At 62.2% G+C, this 13,470-nt stretch carries 12 protein-coding genes; 2 read left to right on the top strand and 10 right to left on the bottom strand.

The features are described from left to right. Positions 1–58 precede the first annotated feature (58 nt). The 7 genes from EDD78_RS05680 to EDD78_RS05650 all read right to left on the bottom strand — a co-directional run bounded on the left by EDD78_RS05680 (position 59) and on the right by EDD78_RS05650 (position 8,116). Positions 59–1,285: a metal-dependent hydrolase family protein gene (locus EDD78_RS05680; RefSeq protein WP_079699031.1), complete on the bottom strand. Its 1,227-nt coding sequence runs from the start codon at positions 1,283–1,285 to the stop codon at positions 59–61. Positions 1,286–1,301: 16 nt separating this feature from the next. Then, positions 1,302–2,528: a metal-dependent hydrolase family protein gene (locus EDD78_RS05675; protein ID WP_132084267.1), complete on the bottom strand. Its 1,227-nt coding sequence runs from the start codon at positions 2,526–2,528 to the stop codon at positions 1,302–1,304. A gap of 74 nt (positions 2,529–2,602) precedes the next feature. Beyond that, a complete protein-coding gene (locus EDD78_RS05670) occupies positions 2,603–3,829 on the bottom strand; it encodes a metal-dependent hydrolase family protein (RefSeq protein WP_165873120.1) in 1,227 nt (408 codons plus the stop codon). A gap of 103 nt (positions 3,830–3,932) precedes the next feature. Further along, positions 3,933–4,781, bottom strand: coding sequence for a carbohydrate ABC transporter permease (locus EDD78_RS05665; RefSeq protein ID WP_132084265.1), 849 nt, complete (start codon positions 4,779–4,781; stop codon positions 3,933–3,935). Positions 4,782–4,786: 5 nt separating this feature from the next. Next, entirely contained in the window at positions 4,787–5,677 is an 891-nt protein-coding gene (locus tag EDD78_RS05660) for a carbohydrate ABC transporter permease (RefSeq protein ID WP_079699027.1), read from the bottom strand. An 86-nt stretch (positions 5,678–5,763) separates the two neighbouring features. Beyond that, on the bottom strand, positions 5,764–7,110 hold the full coding sequence (locus EDD78_RS05655; protein ID WP_079699026.1) for an ABC transporter substrate-binding protein: 1,347 nt from the start codon (positions 7,108–7,110) through the stop codon (positions 5,764–5,766). Positions 7,111–7,525: 415 nt separating this feature from the next. Continuing rightward, on the bottom strand, positions 7,526–8,116 hold the full coding sequence (locus EDD78_RS05650) for an MBL fold metallo-hydrolase (RefSeq protein ID WP_132084263.1): 591 nt from the start codon (positions 8,114–8,116) through the stop codon (positions 7,526–7,528). A gap of 132 nt (positions 8,117–8,248) precedes the next feature. On the opposite strand from EDD78_RS05650, the gene EDD78_RS05645 reads away from it, so the two are divergent. Then, a complete protein-coding gene (locus EDD78_RS05645; protein ID WP_132084262.1) occupies positions 8,249–9,370 on the top strand; it encodes a M20 metallopeptidase family protein in 1,122 nt (373 codons plus the stop codon). 22 nt (positions 9,371–9,392) lie between these two features. Then, positions 9,393–9,803 carry a large conductance mechanosensitive channel protein MscL gene (gene mscL, locus EDD78_RS05640; protein WP_132084261.1) on the top strand — a complete coding sequence of 137 codons (411 nt, stop codon included), beginning with the start codon at positions 9,393–9,395 and terminating at the stop codon, positions 9,801–9,803. Positions 9,804–9,882: 79 nt separating this feature from the next. Here mscL and EDD78_RS05635 read toward each other — a convergent pair whose 3' ends face one another. From EDD78_RS05635 to EDD78_RS05625, 3 genes are read right to left on the bottom strand one after another with little or no spacing between them, the layout of a single operon-like run. Continuing rightward, a complete protein-coding gene (locus EDD78_RS05635; protein WP_132084260.1) occupies positions 9,883–10,767 on the bottom strand; it encodes a flavin reductase family protein in 885 nt (294 codons plus the stop codon). An 18-nt stretch (positions 10,768–10,785) separates the two neighbouring features. After that, positions 10,786–11,946 carry a sugar ABC transporter permease gene (locus EDD78_RS05630; protein ID WP_132084259.1) on the bottom strand — a complete coding sequence of 387 codons (1,161 nt, stop codon included), beginning with the start codon at positions 11,944–11,946 and terminating at the stop codon, positions 10,786–10,788. 3 nt (positions 11,947–11,949) lie between these two features. Next, a complete protein-coding gene (locus tag EDD78_RS05625; RefSeq protein ID WP_132084258.1) occupies positions 11,950–13,455 on the bottom strand; it encodes a sugar ABC transporter ATP-binding protein in 1,506 nt (501 codons plus the stop codon). Between the last annotated feature and the right edge of the window lie 15 nt (positions 13,456–13,470).

Below are 13,470 nucleotides of genomic sequence, written 5' to 3'. Positions count from 1 at the left end.
ATAAGCCTCTGTGGAAAGGGTGTCTGCCCTTTCCACAGAGGCTTATTTAAATATTGGCTCAGTCAATCCGTTTTTTTACCTTGCCGTCCTGGAGCACCACCTTGATGTTCTCCTGGTCTGCCAGCAGCGCAATGTCCTGCAGCGGGTTCCCCTTGCAGACGACGATGTCGGCCAGCTTCCCGCACTCCAGGGTGCCGAGCTCCTGCTCGCGCATGACGATATGCGCCCCGGTCTTGGTGGCCGCCACGATCGCCTCCATGGGACTGAGCCCCCCTTCGCTGACCAGCAGCGGGAATTCCAGCCCATCCAGACGAAAATCCGTCACCTCGCCCCCGCCGTAGTCCGCGCCGAAACCGATGGTGACCCCCATCTCATGCGCCAGGCGCAGGGTCTCCCCCTTCTTGGCGCAGGCCGCCTTGAGCTTGGGCCCAACCCAGGGGGCGCGCTTGTCGAGGTTTTGCAGCGAGATATGGCCGGTGGCCAGGGTCGGAACGATCCAGCCGCCGATCTTCATCAAATCCTCGCAGGCGCGCTCATCGATGTAGGAGGCGTGCTCGATCGAACGCACCCCGGCCCTGATCGCCGCACGGATTCCGTCGATCCCGTGCGCGTGGATCGCCACATAGCTGCCGTAGTTCTCCGCCTCCTGCACGAAGGCGCGCAGCTCCTCGTCCGAATACTCCCGGGTGAAGAGCTTATTGCCCTGGCAGGCTACGCCCGCGGTCCCCATCACCTTGATGAAGTCGCACTTCTCCCGGAAGTGCATGCGCACCGTGCGGCGCACCTCGGTGACCCCGTCGGCAATTTCGGAGGCGAAGTTGCGGTCGTGATGCTTGGTGAACTCGATCGGGAAGTCCTTGATGTAATCGAGGTGCCCGCCGGTCTGGATCACGCATCTGCCCGATGAGCAGATGCGCGGCCCGTCGATCAGCCCCTCCTCCCAGGCGCCTTTCAGATAGTTGGTCATCCCGCCGCACTCCCGCAACGTGGTGAAGCCCCCGTCGAGCAGGACCTTCATCTCGCTCACCACCCGGCAGACCGCGTGGTAGGCATGCTCGCGGTAGATGCGAAAATAGTCGTCGCCCAGCCCCAAGTGGCAGTGCCCCTCGATGAAGCCGGGCAGGATGGTCCCGTCCCCGACCTCGATCACCTCGGCGTTTTCGGGGACCGGGTATTCCCACTCGTTACAGACCGCTATGATCCTGTTGCCCTCCACCGCCACCGCGCCCCGCTCGATGGGCGCGCCGCCGTTGCCGTCGATAACCCGGCCTTTCAGTACATACATGGCACGATTCTCCCTCTTATGAAATCTGCTTCTTGATCTTGCCGTCCTGGATTACCACCTTGATGTTCTGGGCCTTCCCGAGCAGGGCGATGTCCTCGAGCGGGTTGCCCTTGCAGACGACGACGTCGGCGAGCTTCCCGCGCTCCAGCGTACCGAGCTCGTCCTCGCGCATGAGCAGGCGCGAGCTGGTCCTGGTACCGGCAACGATCGCCTCCATCGGCGTCATGCCGGCCTCCTCCACCAGCAGCGGGAACTCCAGGCCGTTGTTGCCGTGCACCGTGATGGTGCCCCCGCCGAAGTCGCACCCGCAGGCGATGGTGACCCCCGCCTTGTGCGCTCTCTTGAGGTTCTCCCCCTTCATCGCCTTGATCTTGGTCATCTTCTCCTTGACCCAGGGCGCGCGCTCGTCGATGTGCTGCCAGGAGAGGTAGCTCGTCGCCAGGGTGGGCACCAGCCAGGCGTCCTTTTTGAGCATGAGCTCGATCCCCTCTTCGTCGATCAGGGTGCCGTGTTCGATGCACTTGATCCCGTTGTGGAGCGCCGCGTTGATCGCCACCGGCGCGTGCGCGTGGATGCACACATAGCTGCCGTAGTTGTCCGCCTCGGCGGCGAAGGCGCGCAGCTCCTCGTCCGAAAACTCGCGGGTGAAGAGCTTGTTGCCCTGGCAGGAGATTCCAGGGCCCCCCATCACCTTGATGACGTCGCATTTCTCACGAAAATGCATGCGCACCGTGCGGCGCACGTTGTCCACCCCGTCGCAGATTTCCGAGGTGATGTTGCGGTCGGGGTGCATGGTGAACTCGATGGGATAGTCCTTAATGAAATCCCAGTGCCCGCCGCTCTGGGCGATCGACTTGCCGGCCGAGCAGATGCGCGGCCCCTCGATCAGCCCCTCCTCCCAGGGGGCTTTGAGATAGTTGGAGATCCCCCCCACCTCGCGGATCGAGGTGAAGCCCGCGTCCAGAATCTGCTTCATATCCCGGATGCACTCACAGACCCCATGGTAGGCGTGCCGCTGGTAAATGCGGTAATAGTCGTCCCCCACCCCCATATGGACGTGGGTGTCGATAAAGCCGGGCAGGATGGTCCCGTCCCCGACCTCGATCACCTCGGCGTTTTCGGGGACCGGGTATTCCCACTCGTTACAGACCGCCGTGATCCTGTTCCCATCCACCGCGACGATCCCCCGCTCGATGGGTTCGCCGCCTCTCCCGTCGATGACGCGGCCCTTTAAAATCAGCATAATACCATCGCCTTTCCCAAATAGTTATTGATCTTGCTTTTTCCAGGTGTGTTTGGCCATCGGTGCGCGCCGCCTTACGAAATATGCTTCTTGATCCTGCCGCCCTGCACGACCACCTTGATGTTCTCAGGTCTGCTCAGCTTCCAGATGTCAGCGAGCGGGTCGCCCTGGCAGACCACCACATCCGCCAGCTTGCCCGGGGTGAGGGTGCCGATTTCGTCCTCCATCAGCAGCAGCTTGGAGCCGGTCTTGGTCCCGGCGACGATCGCTTCCATCGGGCTCATGCCGGTCTTCTCCACCAGCAGCGGGAACTCCAGGCCGTTGTTGCCGTGCACCGTGATGGTGCCCCCGCCCAGGTCCGCACCGCAGCAGATGGTGACCCCCGCCTCATAGGCCATGCGCAGGGTGCGCTCCTGGCATTCGTCGGCCAGACGCTCCTTCTCCTTGACCCAGGGCGCGCGCTCGTCGATGTGCTGCCAGGAGAGATAGCCCGTCGCCAGGGTCGGGATCAGCCAGGCGCCCTGGCGGACCATCATTTCGATCCCCTCCTCGTCGATGAAGGTGCCGTGCTCGACCGAGCGCACCCCCGCGCGCAGCCCCGCCTTGATGGCCTCGGTGCCGTGCGCGTGGATGGCGACATAGGTGCCGTAGTTTTGAGCCTCCTGCACGAAGGCGCGCAGCTCCTCGTCGGAAAACTCCCGGGTCATCAGCTTGTTGCCCTGGCAGGAGGTGCCCGCCCCGCCCATCACCTTCAGAAAATCGCATTTTTCCCGGAAATGCATGCGGGCCGTGCGGCGCACGTTGTCCACCCCGTCGCAGATTTCGGTGGTGATGTTGCGGTCGGGGTGCTTGGTAAACTCGATGGGATAGTCCTTGATAAAGTCGAAGTGCCCGCCGCTCTGGGCGATGCATTTACCGGAGGAGAAAATACGCGGCCCGTCGATCAGCCCTTCCTCCCAGGGGGCTTTGAGGTAGTTGGAGATCCCCCCGCACTCCCTTATCGAGGTGAAGCCCGCGTCCAGGATCTGTCTCATATCCCGCACGCACTCGCAGACCCCATGGTAGGCGTGGCGCTGGTAGATCCGGTAGAAGTCGTCCCCGACCCCCATATGTACATGCTGGTCGATGAAGCCGGGCAGGATGGTCCCGTCCTCGATTTCGATCACCTCGGCGTTCTGGGGGATCGGGTATTCCCAGTCGTTACAGACCGCCGTGATCCGCTCCCCCTCGATGGCGACGAGCCCCCGCTCGATGGGCTCGCCTCCGTTTCCGTCGATGACCCGGCCCTTTAAAATGAGCATAAGAATCCTCCTAAAGATCGTTGTCTCGGTGTTTTTGGGCGCAAAATTACCCTGCCCCCAGGGCATAGCCGCCGCCGGCAGGGGCAGGGCGCATTTGGAAGGCTTATCCCTTCACCGCACCGACGGTCAGCCCGCGGACAAAATACTTCTGGGTGCAGATGAAGAGGATGATGATCGGGATGGACGAGATCGCCATGCCCGCCATCAGCTGGCCCCAGTCGGTGCCGCTCTCCCCCTTGAGGGAGTTGAGCCCATAGGGGATGGTCTTGAGCGCCGCAGATTCGGTGTAAATGAGGGAAAACAAGAAGTCGTTCCAGACGTAGCGCGCCGTCAGCAATATCCCGGTCGCCATGATCGGCTTGCTGATCGGGACGAGGATTCGCCAGAAGATCATGAAGCTGGTGCAGCCGTCGATACAGGCCGCCTCCTCGATGTCCTTGGGCACGGTCATGAAATACGACCACATCAAAAACATGGTGTACGGCACGCGGAACGCCGTATAGACCAGGATCAGCCCGAGATAGCTGTCATAGAGGTGCAGCGCCTGCAAAATCTTGTAGTTGGAGATCAGGCTGACCTGGGGGGCGAGCATCAGCCCGCAGAGCAAGAACAAAAACCAGAACCGCCGCGAGCGGAAGCGGTAGCGGCTCAACGGGAAGGCCGCCAGTGCGGACACCGCCGCCACCAGCAGCGACGAGGCCACGGTGATGAAAACGCTGTTGAGGAAGAAGCGGCTGATGCCGATCTTCCAGACGCCGAGATAGTTTTTGAGGCTCCACTCGGCCGGGAGCTTGAAGGGGCTGATCAGCAGCTCGGTCGTGCTCTTGAAGCCGCTGACGGCCACCCACAGCATGGGATAGAGCGCGCCGACGAGCATGACGACAAAGAGAAGGATCACTAAAAACCGCAGCACGATCTGGCCGGCCGTCAGCTTGATTCCTGAACTTTTCATCCCTGTCACCTCCCGGAAGGCTGGCTCGCGCTGTCGATCCCAAACATGCGGATCTGTGCGATGGACAGCACGAAGGTAATGACGAAAACAACCGCCCCAACCGCCGAGGCGTAGCCCATGGCGTCCTCGCGGAAGCCCGAGCGGAACAGCAGGGTGCCCAGCACCTCCGACGCGCGGCCGGGGCCGCCGTTGGTCATGACGTACACCTCGTCGAACACCTTGAACGCGCCGATCAGGGTGGTGGTCAGGTTGAGCAGGAGCATCTCCTTGACGTTCGGCACCGTCACATAGAAAAAGCTCTGGATCGGGTTGGCCCCGTCGATCTCGGCGGCCTCGTAAAAGTCGTCGGGAATCTTCTGGATCGCTACCACGAACAGCATGGTGGTATAGCCGACGAACTGCCACTGGGAGGAGGCGATCACGCAGAAGATCGCGGTCGAGGCGTTGCCCAGCCAGTCGATGGCGATGGCCCCAAGGCCGATCTGCTGCAGCGCCTTGTTGACAAAGCCCATGTTGGGATTGAGCATCAGTTGCCACATGAGCGCCACCACCGTCATCGAGAGCAGGGACGGCACGAAGAACACGGTGCGGCAGAACCCGCCCAGGCGGCGGATCCACTTCTGCTCGAGCATGGCGGCCAGCGCCAGGGCGATCCCGACCTGGAAGGTGACCGAGATCACCGCAAACAGGATGTTGTTTTTCAGCGCGATCCAGAAGCTGCTGTCCTGCAGCAGGCGGGTATAGTTGGCCAGCCCCACCCACACCTTGGCCGAATAGGTGTTCCAGCGGAACAGGCTGTAGTAAAAATTGAGCCCCACAGCTATGTAGATAAAGACCGATACCAAAACGATTGCGGGCAGCAGGTACAAAAATGCGCCGCGGGAATTCTTATACATCGGGGTCCCCCCTCATCTGAATATGAGCCCTTGGGCCGCCCGCCGGGCAACGCTGCCTGCGGGCGGCCCCGTTTAAGCTCTGGTGTTTATTGCTCCGCCTTCACGCGGGCCGCCTCGGCCTGCACCTCGGACATGATCTGCTCGGGCGACTTGGTGGTGAACAGCTCCTGGATGTCGGACTGGTAGACGCTGGCGACCGAGCCGTCCATCTCCAGGTCGATGACCGCGATGAAGCCCTTGCACTGGTTGATGATGTCCATCGCCTTGATCAGCTGCGGGAAGGAATCCTCCGGGCTGGTCGCGACCGCGGAGATGGTGGAGACGAAGCCGAGGTCCTTCTGCATCTGGAGCTGGTTCTCCTCGTTGTAGAAGTATTCCAGGAAGTCGATGACCGTCTCGGGGCTCTTGCAAGTCGAAGAGACCGCGAACTGGTCCACCCAGGCGACCATCATGTCGAGGTCGCCCTTCGCACCCTCGACGACCGGCAGGGCGAAGACGTCCCAGCTGCCCTCTTCCATCTTGTCGAGGTAGTAGCTCTTGAAGCTGGCGCACTGGTCGTAGATCATCGCGGTCTGGCCGGCGTTGAACATCTCGCGCGCGATGTTCTGCGAGGTGGAGGGCATGCCGTCCATGAAGTAGCCCTTGTCGTTCATCCCCTTAAGCAGGTTCAGCGCCTCGACATATCCGGGGTCGTCGAACGCGCCGGTGGTCAGATAGTAGTCGTCGTTGAGGGTGTCCCAGGGCACCAGCTGCACATTGAGCGCCGAGATGTAGTGCGCCGCGGCCCAGCCCTCGCCGTTGCCCAGCGCGATCGGGGTGACCCCGGCGGACTTGAGCGTTTCACAGACGTCCATGAATTCATTCCAGGTCTTGGGGATCGTGATCGAGTTTTCCTCGAAAATCTTGGTGTTGTAGAGCACGAAGTTGACGCAGGTGCGGATCGGGAGGCTGTACTGCTTGCCGTCCACCTGCCCGGTGGTCAGGATTCCCTGGTTGAAGGAGCCCTTGAACTCGTCGCTCATCAGGGAATCCAGCTCCAGGATCGCCCCGTTCTTCGCAAAACGGGAGACCCATTCGCCGTCCCAGGTGAAAAAGAGGTCCGGCACGTCGTTGCCGCCGAGCATGACGCGGATCTTTTCCTTATAAGGCTCGTTGGGCACGACCTCGGTCTCGATCTTTACATTGGGGTTCTTCTCCATGTAGCTGTTGACCAGGTTGTCCCAGTAGGGCAGCCGGTCCTCCTCCGCCCACTGATGCATAAACTTGAAGGTCACCTGGTCCCCTTCGGCGGTGGAGGCCGCCGGGGTGCTCCCGGCCTCGGAGCCGGAAGCGGGCGCGCCGCTGCCGGAATCGGACTGCGTGCTGGAGCTGCAGCCGGCAAACACGCTCAAGGACAGCAAAGTGGCGAGAACGATACTACCTGCTTTTTTCATTTTGACCCTTCCTTTCAAACCCTCTTTTGTTTCCAATCATTTTCTCCAATCCGTGGTCATCTTGCTGTAAAATAACCGTAGTGGTTTCCCTACGCCAGGACATTTTGTGAAAATTGACCAGAATTCATTTTTAGTCTACCGCGATGTCCCTCTTTTTGAAGGACATTTTTTTCTTCGGCGTTTGTATATTGCCCTGTTTTTTCTCCCGGTTTTTTCCCGGTTTCACGGCAAAAAAATGAACCGGGCGCGGCATTTCCTTCTCGTTAAAATACAAAAGCAGCCGCGCCCTGAGGGGTGGCTGTACAGTTGGAAAAGCGGTTCCCTGCGATCCGTTCGGCGCGCATAAATACAGGCTCTTACGCGCTTGGCAACAAAAAGGGGCCCGCACTTTCCCGTGCGGGCCCCTAAGGGCTTGTCAGAGCTCGATCTCCTCCCCCGGCTCGAGGATGATCCGGCCGGGCGCTGAAAAGCGTTCGGCGCAGGCGCGCTCGAAGAGCGCGCCCGGCTTCATATGGACCGGTATGCTGTGCCGCGCCCCGATGAGCCTCGCACAGGCGGACGCTTCCCCGGGGCCCATGTTGTAAACCCCGTCGATGGGCAGCAGGGCATAGTCCAGCCTGCGCTGTGAAAACGAGTGCATCTGGTCGGTGGTGGAGGTGTCCCCCGCCGCGTAGATGCCGATCCCGTCGAGCGTCAAAAGATATCCCACGCATTCGCGCGGGTCGTGATTGATGTTCTCGGCGCGCACCGCCTCAATCTGCGCCACGCCCACGGTGAAGGTGTGATAGACCCCGCCCGCGAGCGCCTCCCGCTCGGTGATCATTTGGCATCCCGGGGCCCTCCTGACCAGCTCGACCCGGTTGTGGTCGCTGTGCTGATGGGTCACCAGGATCAGATCGGCGGGCTTCTCGTACCCGCCTCCGACAAACGGATCGACATAGATCACCATTCCATGGTTGGAGGTGATCCGGTAGCTTCCATGGCCCTGATAATATAGCCTCGGCATAGCGCTGCTCCTTTCACGTCCTTTTTCTGATTATAGCACCTCGCGCCCTCCGAAGCAATTTAACTCTGGAATTCATGCGCCATAGACGATATAATAGCCATATGATCCCGGATTGGACAGGAGGCAGGGAATATGCAAAGGGAGCATCTTGAGGAGATCACCGCGCTGCGGCACCGCCTGCACGAGCGAGCGGAGCTCGCGATGGAGGAGCGGCAGACCAAGGAAACGCTGATCCGCTTTCTAAAAGAGCGCACCGCTCTCGAAGTCGAAGACCGGGGGCGCTGGTTTTACGCCCATTACCGCAGCGGCAACCGGGCGGCCCCGGCACTCGCCTTCCGCTCGGACTTCGACGCGCTCGCCATCGACGAGGGGCCGGGCCTCCCCTACCGCTCGCGCAACGCCGGCATTTCCCACAGGTGCGGGCACGACGGGCACAGCGCCGCGCTGGCCGGGCTGGCGCTGGAGGCCGATAAGCTGGGTGCCGGGCGGGACCTTTACTTCATCTTCCAGCACGCCGAGGAGATTGGCGGCGGGGGCGAGGAATGTGCCGGGCTGATTACGGAGAAGGGGATCGCGCAGGTGTACGCCTTCCATAACATGAGCGGCTACCCGCTGGGGAGCGTGATGGTACGCGACGGAGTCACCCAGTGCGCCTCCAAGGGGCTGACCGTCCGCTTTTTGGGAACGCCCGCCCATGCCAGCCAGCCGGAGGACGGAAGGAACCCGGCCGGGGCCGCCGCGCGGCTGGTGCTCAAATCCCAGGAAGCGGCTGCCGCCGACGGCTTTTCAGGGATGGTGATGGCCACCGTCGTGCAGGTGGCAGTGGGGAACAAAAACTTCGGGATCGCCGCCCATCGCGGGGAGGTCTCGATGACCCTGCGGGCGGATTACGAGCGGGACCTGGAACGGCTGGAGGAGACGATCCGCCGCTATGCCGGGCATCTGGCCGAAAACGAGGGGCTCAGCGTCTCGTTCGGCGAGAGCGACGTCTTTCCAGAAACGGTCAACGATCCCGCCTGCGCGCGGCTGGTGCGCGAGGCGGCGCAGGCGTGCGGGTACCCCGTCGTGGCGATGAAGAAACCGTTTCGCGCCTCGGAGGACTTCGGCCATTACCTTAAGCGCTGCCCGGGAGCGATGTTCTACCTCGGCAATGGGGAATCCTACGCGCAGCTGCACACCAGCGGCTACGACTTCAACGACCGGATTTTGGAGCGTGCGGTGGAGCTGTTCAAAAAGATCATCGAATTGGCGTAAAATGACAGGGGGAATGATAAAAATGAAGAAGTTTTTACAGGAATTCAAGGATTTCGCGCTGCGGGGCAACGTCGCCGACCTGGCCGTCGGCGTCATCATCGGTGCCGCGTTCCAAGCGATCGTCAAGTCGTTGACCGATGACATCCTTTCGCCCATTATCGGGTTGTTCGCAAAAACGGATTTCTCCGATCTCGTCCTTGTGGTGCGCGGCGTGGACATCCGCTACGGCGCTTTCCTGACCGCCATCATCAATTTCCTGATCATGGCCCTGCTGATCTTCCTGCTCGTCAAGGGGATGAACCGGCTGGCCGCGCTCGGCCAAAAGCCCGTATTCGCCCCCGAAGCGCCTCCGGCGCGCCTGTGCCCCTACTGCCGCTGCGAGGTAAACGAGGCCGCCACGCGCTGCCCGCACTGCACCTCGGCGCTGGAATGAAAATTTCGGACCCGCGCTCAGTAATAAAGCGCGAGAGAAGGGACGGCCTGCCGGATTTGCCGGCGGGCCGTCCCTTTTATCATTCTTTCCAGACCAGCTCGGTCAGCCTGGCGCTCAACGCCGCCTTGGTCCCCTCATTCCCCACGGGGTCCGGGTTCTCCATCCAGCGTTCATAGAGGCGCAGGATGTCCTCATGCTCCTTCGCGCTGATTCTGCCCCGGCGCTCCTCGCTCTCCATCCAGGAGCAGAAGCTCCCGGTCCAGGCAGAGTCGTCCCCCAGCTCGTCGCCGGTGCGGTACACCTGCTTAAGATCCATGCGCATATAGTTGATCCGCTCCGGCTTCCCGTTTAAGGACACCTCGTACATCAGGTCGGCCAGCACCATCCCAGGCTGGTACGGGTGGGCCCGGTCCTGCTCATAGATCTCCTGCGAGACGTTGACCGCTACGATCTTCAGGATGAAGATCGTCGTACCGGAGGCCTCGTACCGGTGGATCACCCTGCACTCCATGTTGTTCGGGCACTCGGCGATCCCGCAGGGAGAAACCTTGCTGGAGGGGACCGGCGTCAGGCGGGCCACCTCCAGCTCGCTGATCCCCGGCGGCAGCGGCAGGCCGGCGATGTGGCTTTCTTTCAGCAGCGAATAGGGATAATAGCTGATGACGCACTCCCCGCTGGCCCGCAGATTCTTTTCCGTCTGCCGGCTGCCCAGCACCCCCATGACGAAGTACCAGGCGGCGTCTGGCGCGCCGCCCCAGACCGCGCTGCCCATCGAAATGGGCGCGCAGTTGAGGTTGCCCCGCTCGTCTTTTGTGGTGACGAGATAGCAGACGATCGGCGGCTGCACGAGCCGGTGCGAAAAGTCGCAGCTGTCGTAGTCGATCAGCAGGTCCCCGCCTTGGCTGCGGGTCTTCTGCTCCACCTGGGAGATGATCTCCTCGACGTCGAAATATTTCCGTTCCATCCTTGTAACCCTTCCTTTCTATCCGTTTTGCGCGCGGCGCATGCGCACATCGAACCAGACGGCGACGATCAGGATCAGCCCCTTGACGATATACTGCACGTCCGAATTGACGTTGAGCAGGCTCATCCCGTTGGTCAGGCTGGCCATCACCAGCGCGCCGATGACCGAATTGATCACCTTGCCGCTGCCGCCCGCCAGGCTTACCCCGCCGATCACGCTGGAGGCCACCGCGTCCAGCTCCATTCCCATGGCGGCGCCGGGGGTGGCCGCGGCCAGCCGCGCGGTCTGCAAAACGCCCGCCATCCCGGCCAGGCCCCCCATGATGATGAAGGTGGTCATGCAGACCGCGGCGTTGTTGATCCCCGACATGCGCGCCGCCCGGGGATTCCCGCCCACCGCGTAGACCTTGCGCCCGAACCGGGTCTTGGCCAGAACGAAGGTGAGCGCCCCCGAAAGCCCGAGCAATACGAACACCGCGATCGGAATCCCTTCATAGGAATTCATCACCACGACGAAGGCCGCGCCCACCAGCAGATACCCGGCGTACCGGCCGAACCTCTTAAAATAGGAGACCTGCTCCCCCAGCACCCGGCTCAGGCTGGATTGATGCCGTACGTCGAAAAAGACAAAAGCGATCAGCGTCCCGCCCGCCAGCAGGTACCCCAGCGCCGGAGGCAGGTACTTCTGGCCCAGTGTCAGAAAGAACGGGTCGCGCACCGGGATGGTGGTCCCTTGGGTGACGATATAGAGCCCGCCCTTGAAGATCAGCGAGCTGCCCAGCGTCGCGATGAAGGCCGGGACACCGGCGTAGGCGATCCAAAAGCCGTTCCAGCAGCCGATCAGGCAACCGATCACGACCGCCAGCAGCACGGCGGCCATCGGGCTTTGCGAAAGCCCGGAGATCGACCAGGCCGCCACCGCGCCCAGAAAGCCCGTCACGCTGCCGACCGAAAGGTCGAAATTCCCCGCGATCAGGCAGACCGTCATCCCGATGGCCAGCACCCCGACCACCGACATCTGTCGAAACAGGTTCGAGATGTTGCGTATGCTCAAAAAGGTCCCCTGCGTCACGGCCTGGAAGATGATCCAGATAGAGGCCAGCGCCAGGATCATGGCGTAGGAGCGCACATACTTCTTTAGTTTCAGCCGGCCGCAAAGGCCGGTCTCTCTGCTTTCCATATCCTAATTCCCTTCCATCGTGGCGTAATACATGACCCGCTCCTGGGTGGCCTCCTGGCGGGAGAGCTCCCCCGTGATCCGCCCATCCTTCATCACCAATATCCGGTCGGACAGCCCCAACACCTCGGGCAGATCGGAGGAAACGATCAGCACGGCGACCCCTTCCAGGGCCAAGCGCCGCAAAAGCTCGTAGATTTCATATTTCGCCCCCACGTCCACCCCGCGGGTCGGCTCGTCCAGAATCAGCACCCGGGGCTTTGGGAGGAGGAACTTGGCGATACACACCTTTTGCTGGTTTCCCCCGCTGAGGCCCTCTACGCGCTGGTAAAGCCCCGTGCAGCGGATCCCCAGCTTTTCGACGTAGTACCCGGCCTGCCGGCGCGCCTCCCCGTCGAGCATGACGCCGTGCAAGCTGAGCGGCCCAAGTCCCGCCATGGTGATATTCTGCATGACGTCCAGCATGCCGACGAGGCCCTCAAGCTTGCGGTCCTCGGACACCAGGCCGATCCCGCTGCGGATGGCCTCGCGTGGGGAGGAGACGGCCGCCGGCCTGCCGCAGAGCATGATCTCGCCGCTTATGCGTCCCGGCTGTGCGCCGAAGATGCAGCGCACCAGCTCGGTGCGCCCCGCGCCCATCAGCCCCGCGATCCCCACGATCTCGCCGGCGCGCACCGAGAGGGACACACCGTCCACCAGCCTGCGCCCGGCGCTGTCTTGGGCGCTCATGCCGCGCACCGACAGCACCTCCTCCCCGGGCTCGCAGAGCGCCGGCGGGAAGCGCCCGCAGAGCTCCCGCCCGATCATGCAGGCGATCAGGCCGCCCTCGTCGAACCGGTCCGCCAGGCGGGTTTCCACCAGACGCCCGTCGCGCAGTACCGTGATGGTGTCGCTGAGCGCGAGCACCTCGCCGAGGCGGTGGGAGATATAGAGGATGGTGATCCCCTTCTCACGCAGCTCCCGCAGGATAAAAAAGAGCTTCTGCGACTCCGCCTCGCTGAGTGCCGCGGTGGGCTCGTCAAAGATCAGGACGTCCGCCTCCTTGACGAGCGCCTTGGCGATCGCCACCATCTGCCGCTGACCGACGCCCAGCCCCCCGACCGGCGCCAGCGGGTCGAGCGGGATGCCGAGCCGCCGGAACACCTTCATGGTCCTGTCGATCATCTCGCTCTCCGGGAGCTTTTGCCCGCTGCCCAGGAAGACGTTTTCATAGACGCGCATCTGCAGAACCAACTCCAGCTCCTGGGCGATGATCTCGATCCCCGCGCGCTGCGCCGCTTTAATACCGTGGAAGCGGGCCTTGGCGCCCTTTAGGAAGAATTCCCCGCCGTATTCCCCAGCGGGGTAGACCCCGCTGAGGATTTTCATCAGGGTGCTCTTCCCGGCCCCGTTCTCCCCCACCAGCGCGTGTATCTCGCCGGAGCGCACCGCAAGGTCGATCCCGTGCAGCACCCGAACGCCGGAAAATTCCTTTTTGATCCCGCAAAGTTTTAAGATAACCTCGGCGGACATATCCTCACCTTCCCA

The organism is Harryflintia acetispora (genome assembly GCA_004340125.1).
Classification (GTDB): Bacteria; Bacillota; Clostridia; order Oscillospirales; family Ruminococcaceae; genus Harryflintia; species Harryflintia acetispora.
Note: the sequence above shows the minus strand (reverse complement) of the source record. Positions and strands in the feature narration are given on the sequence as shown.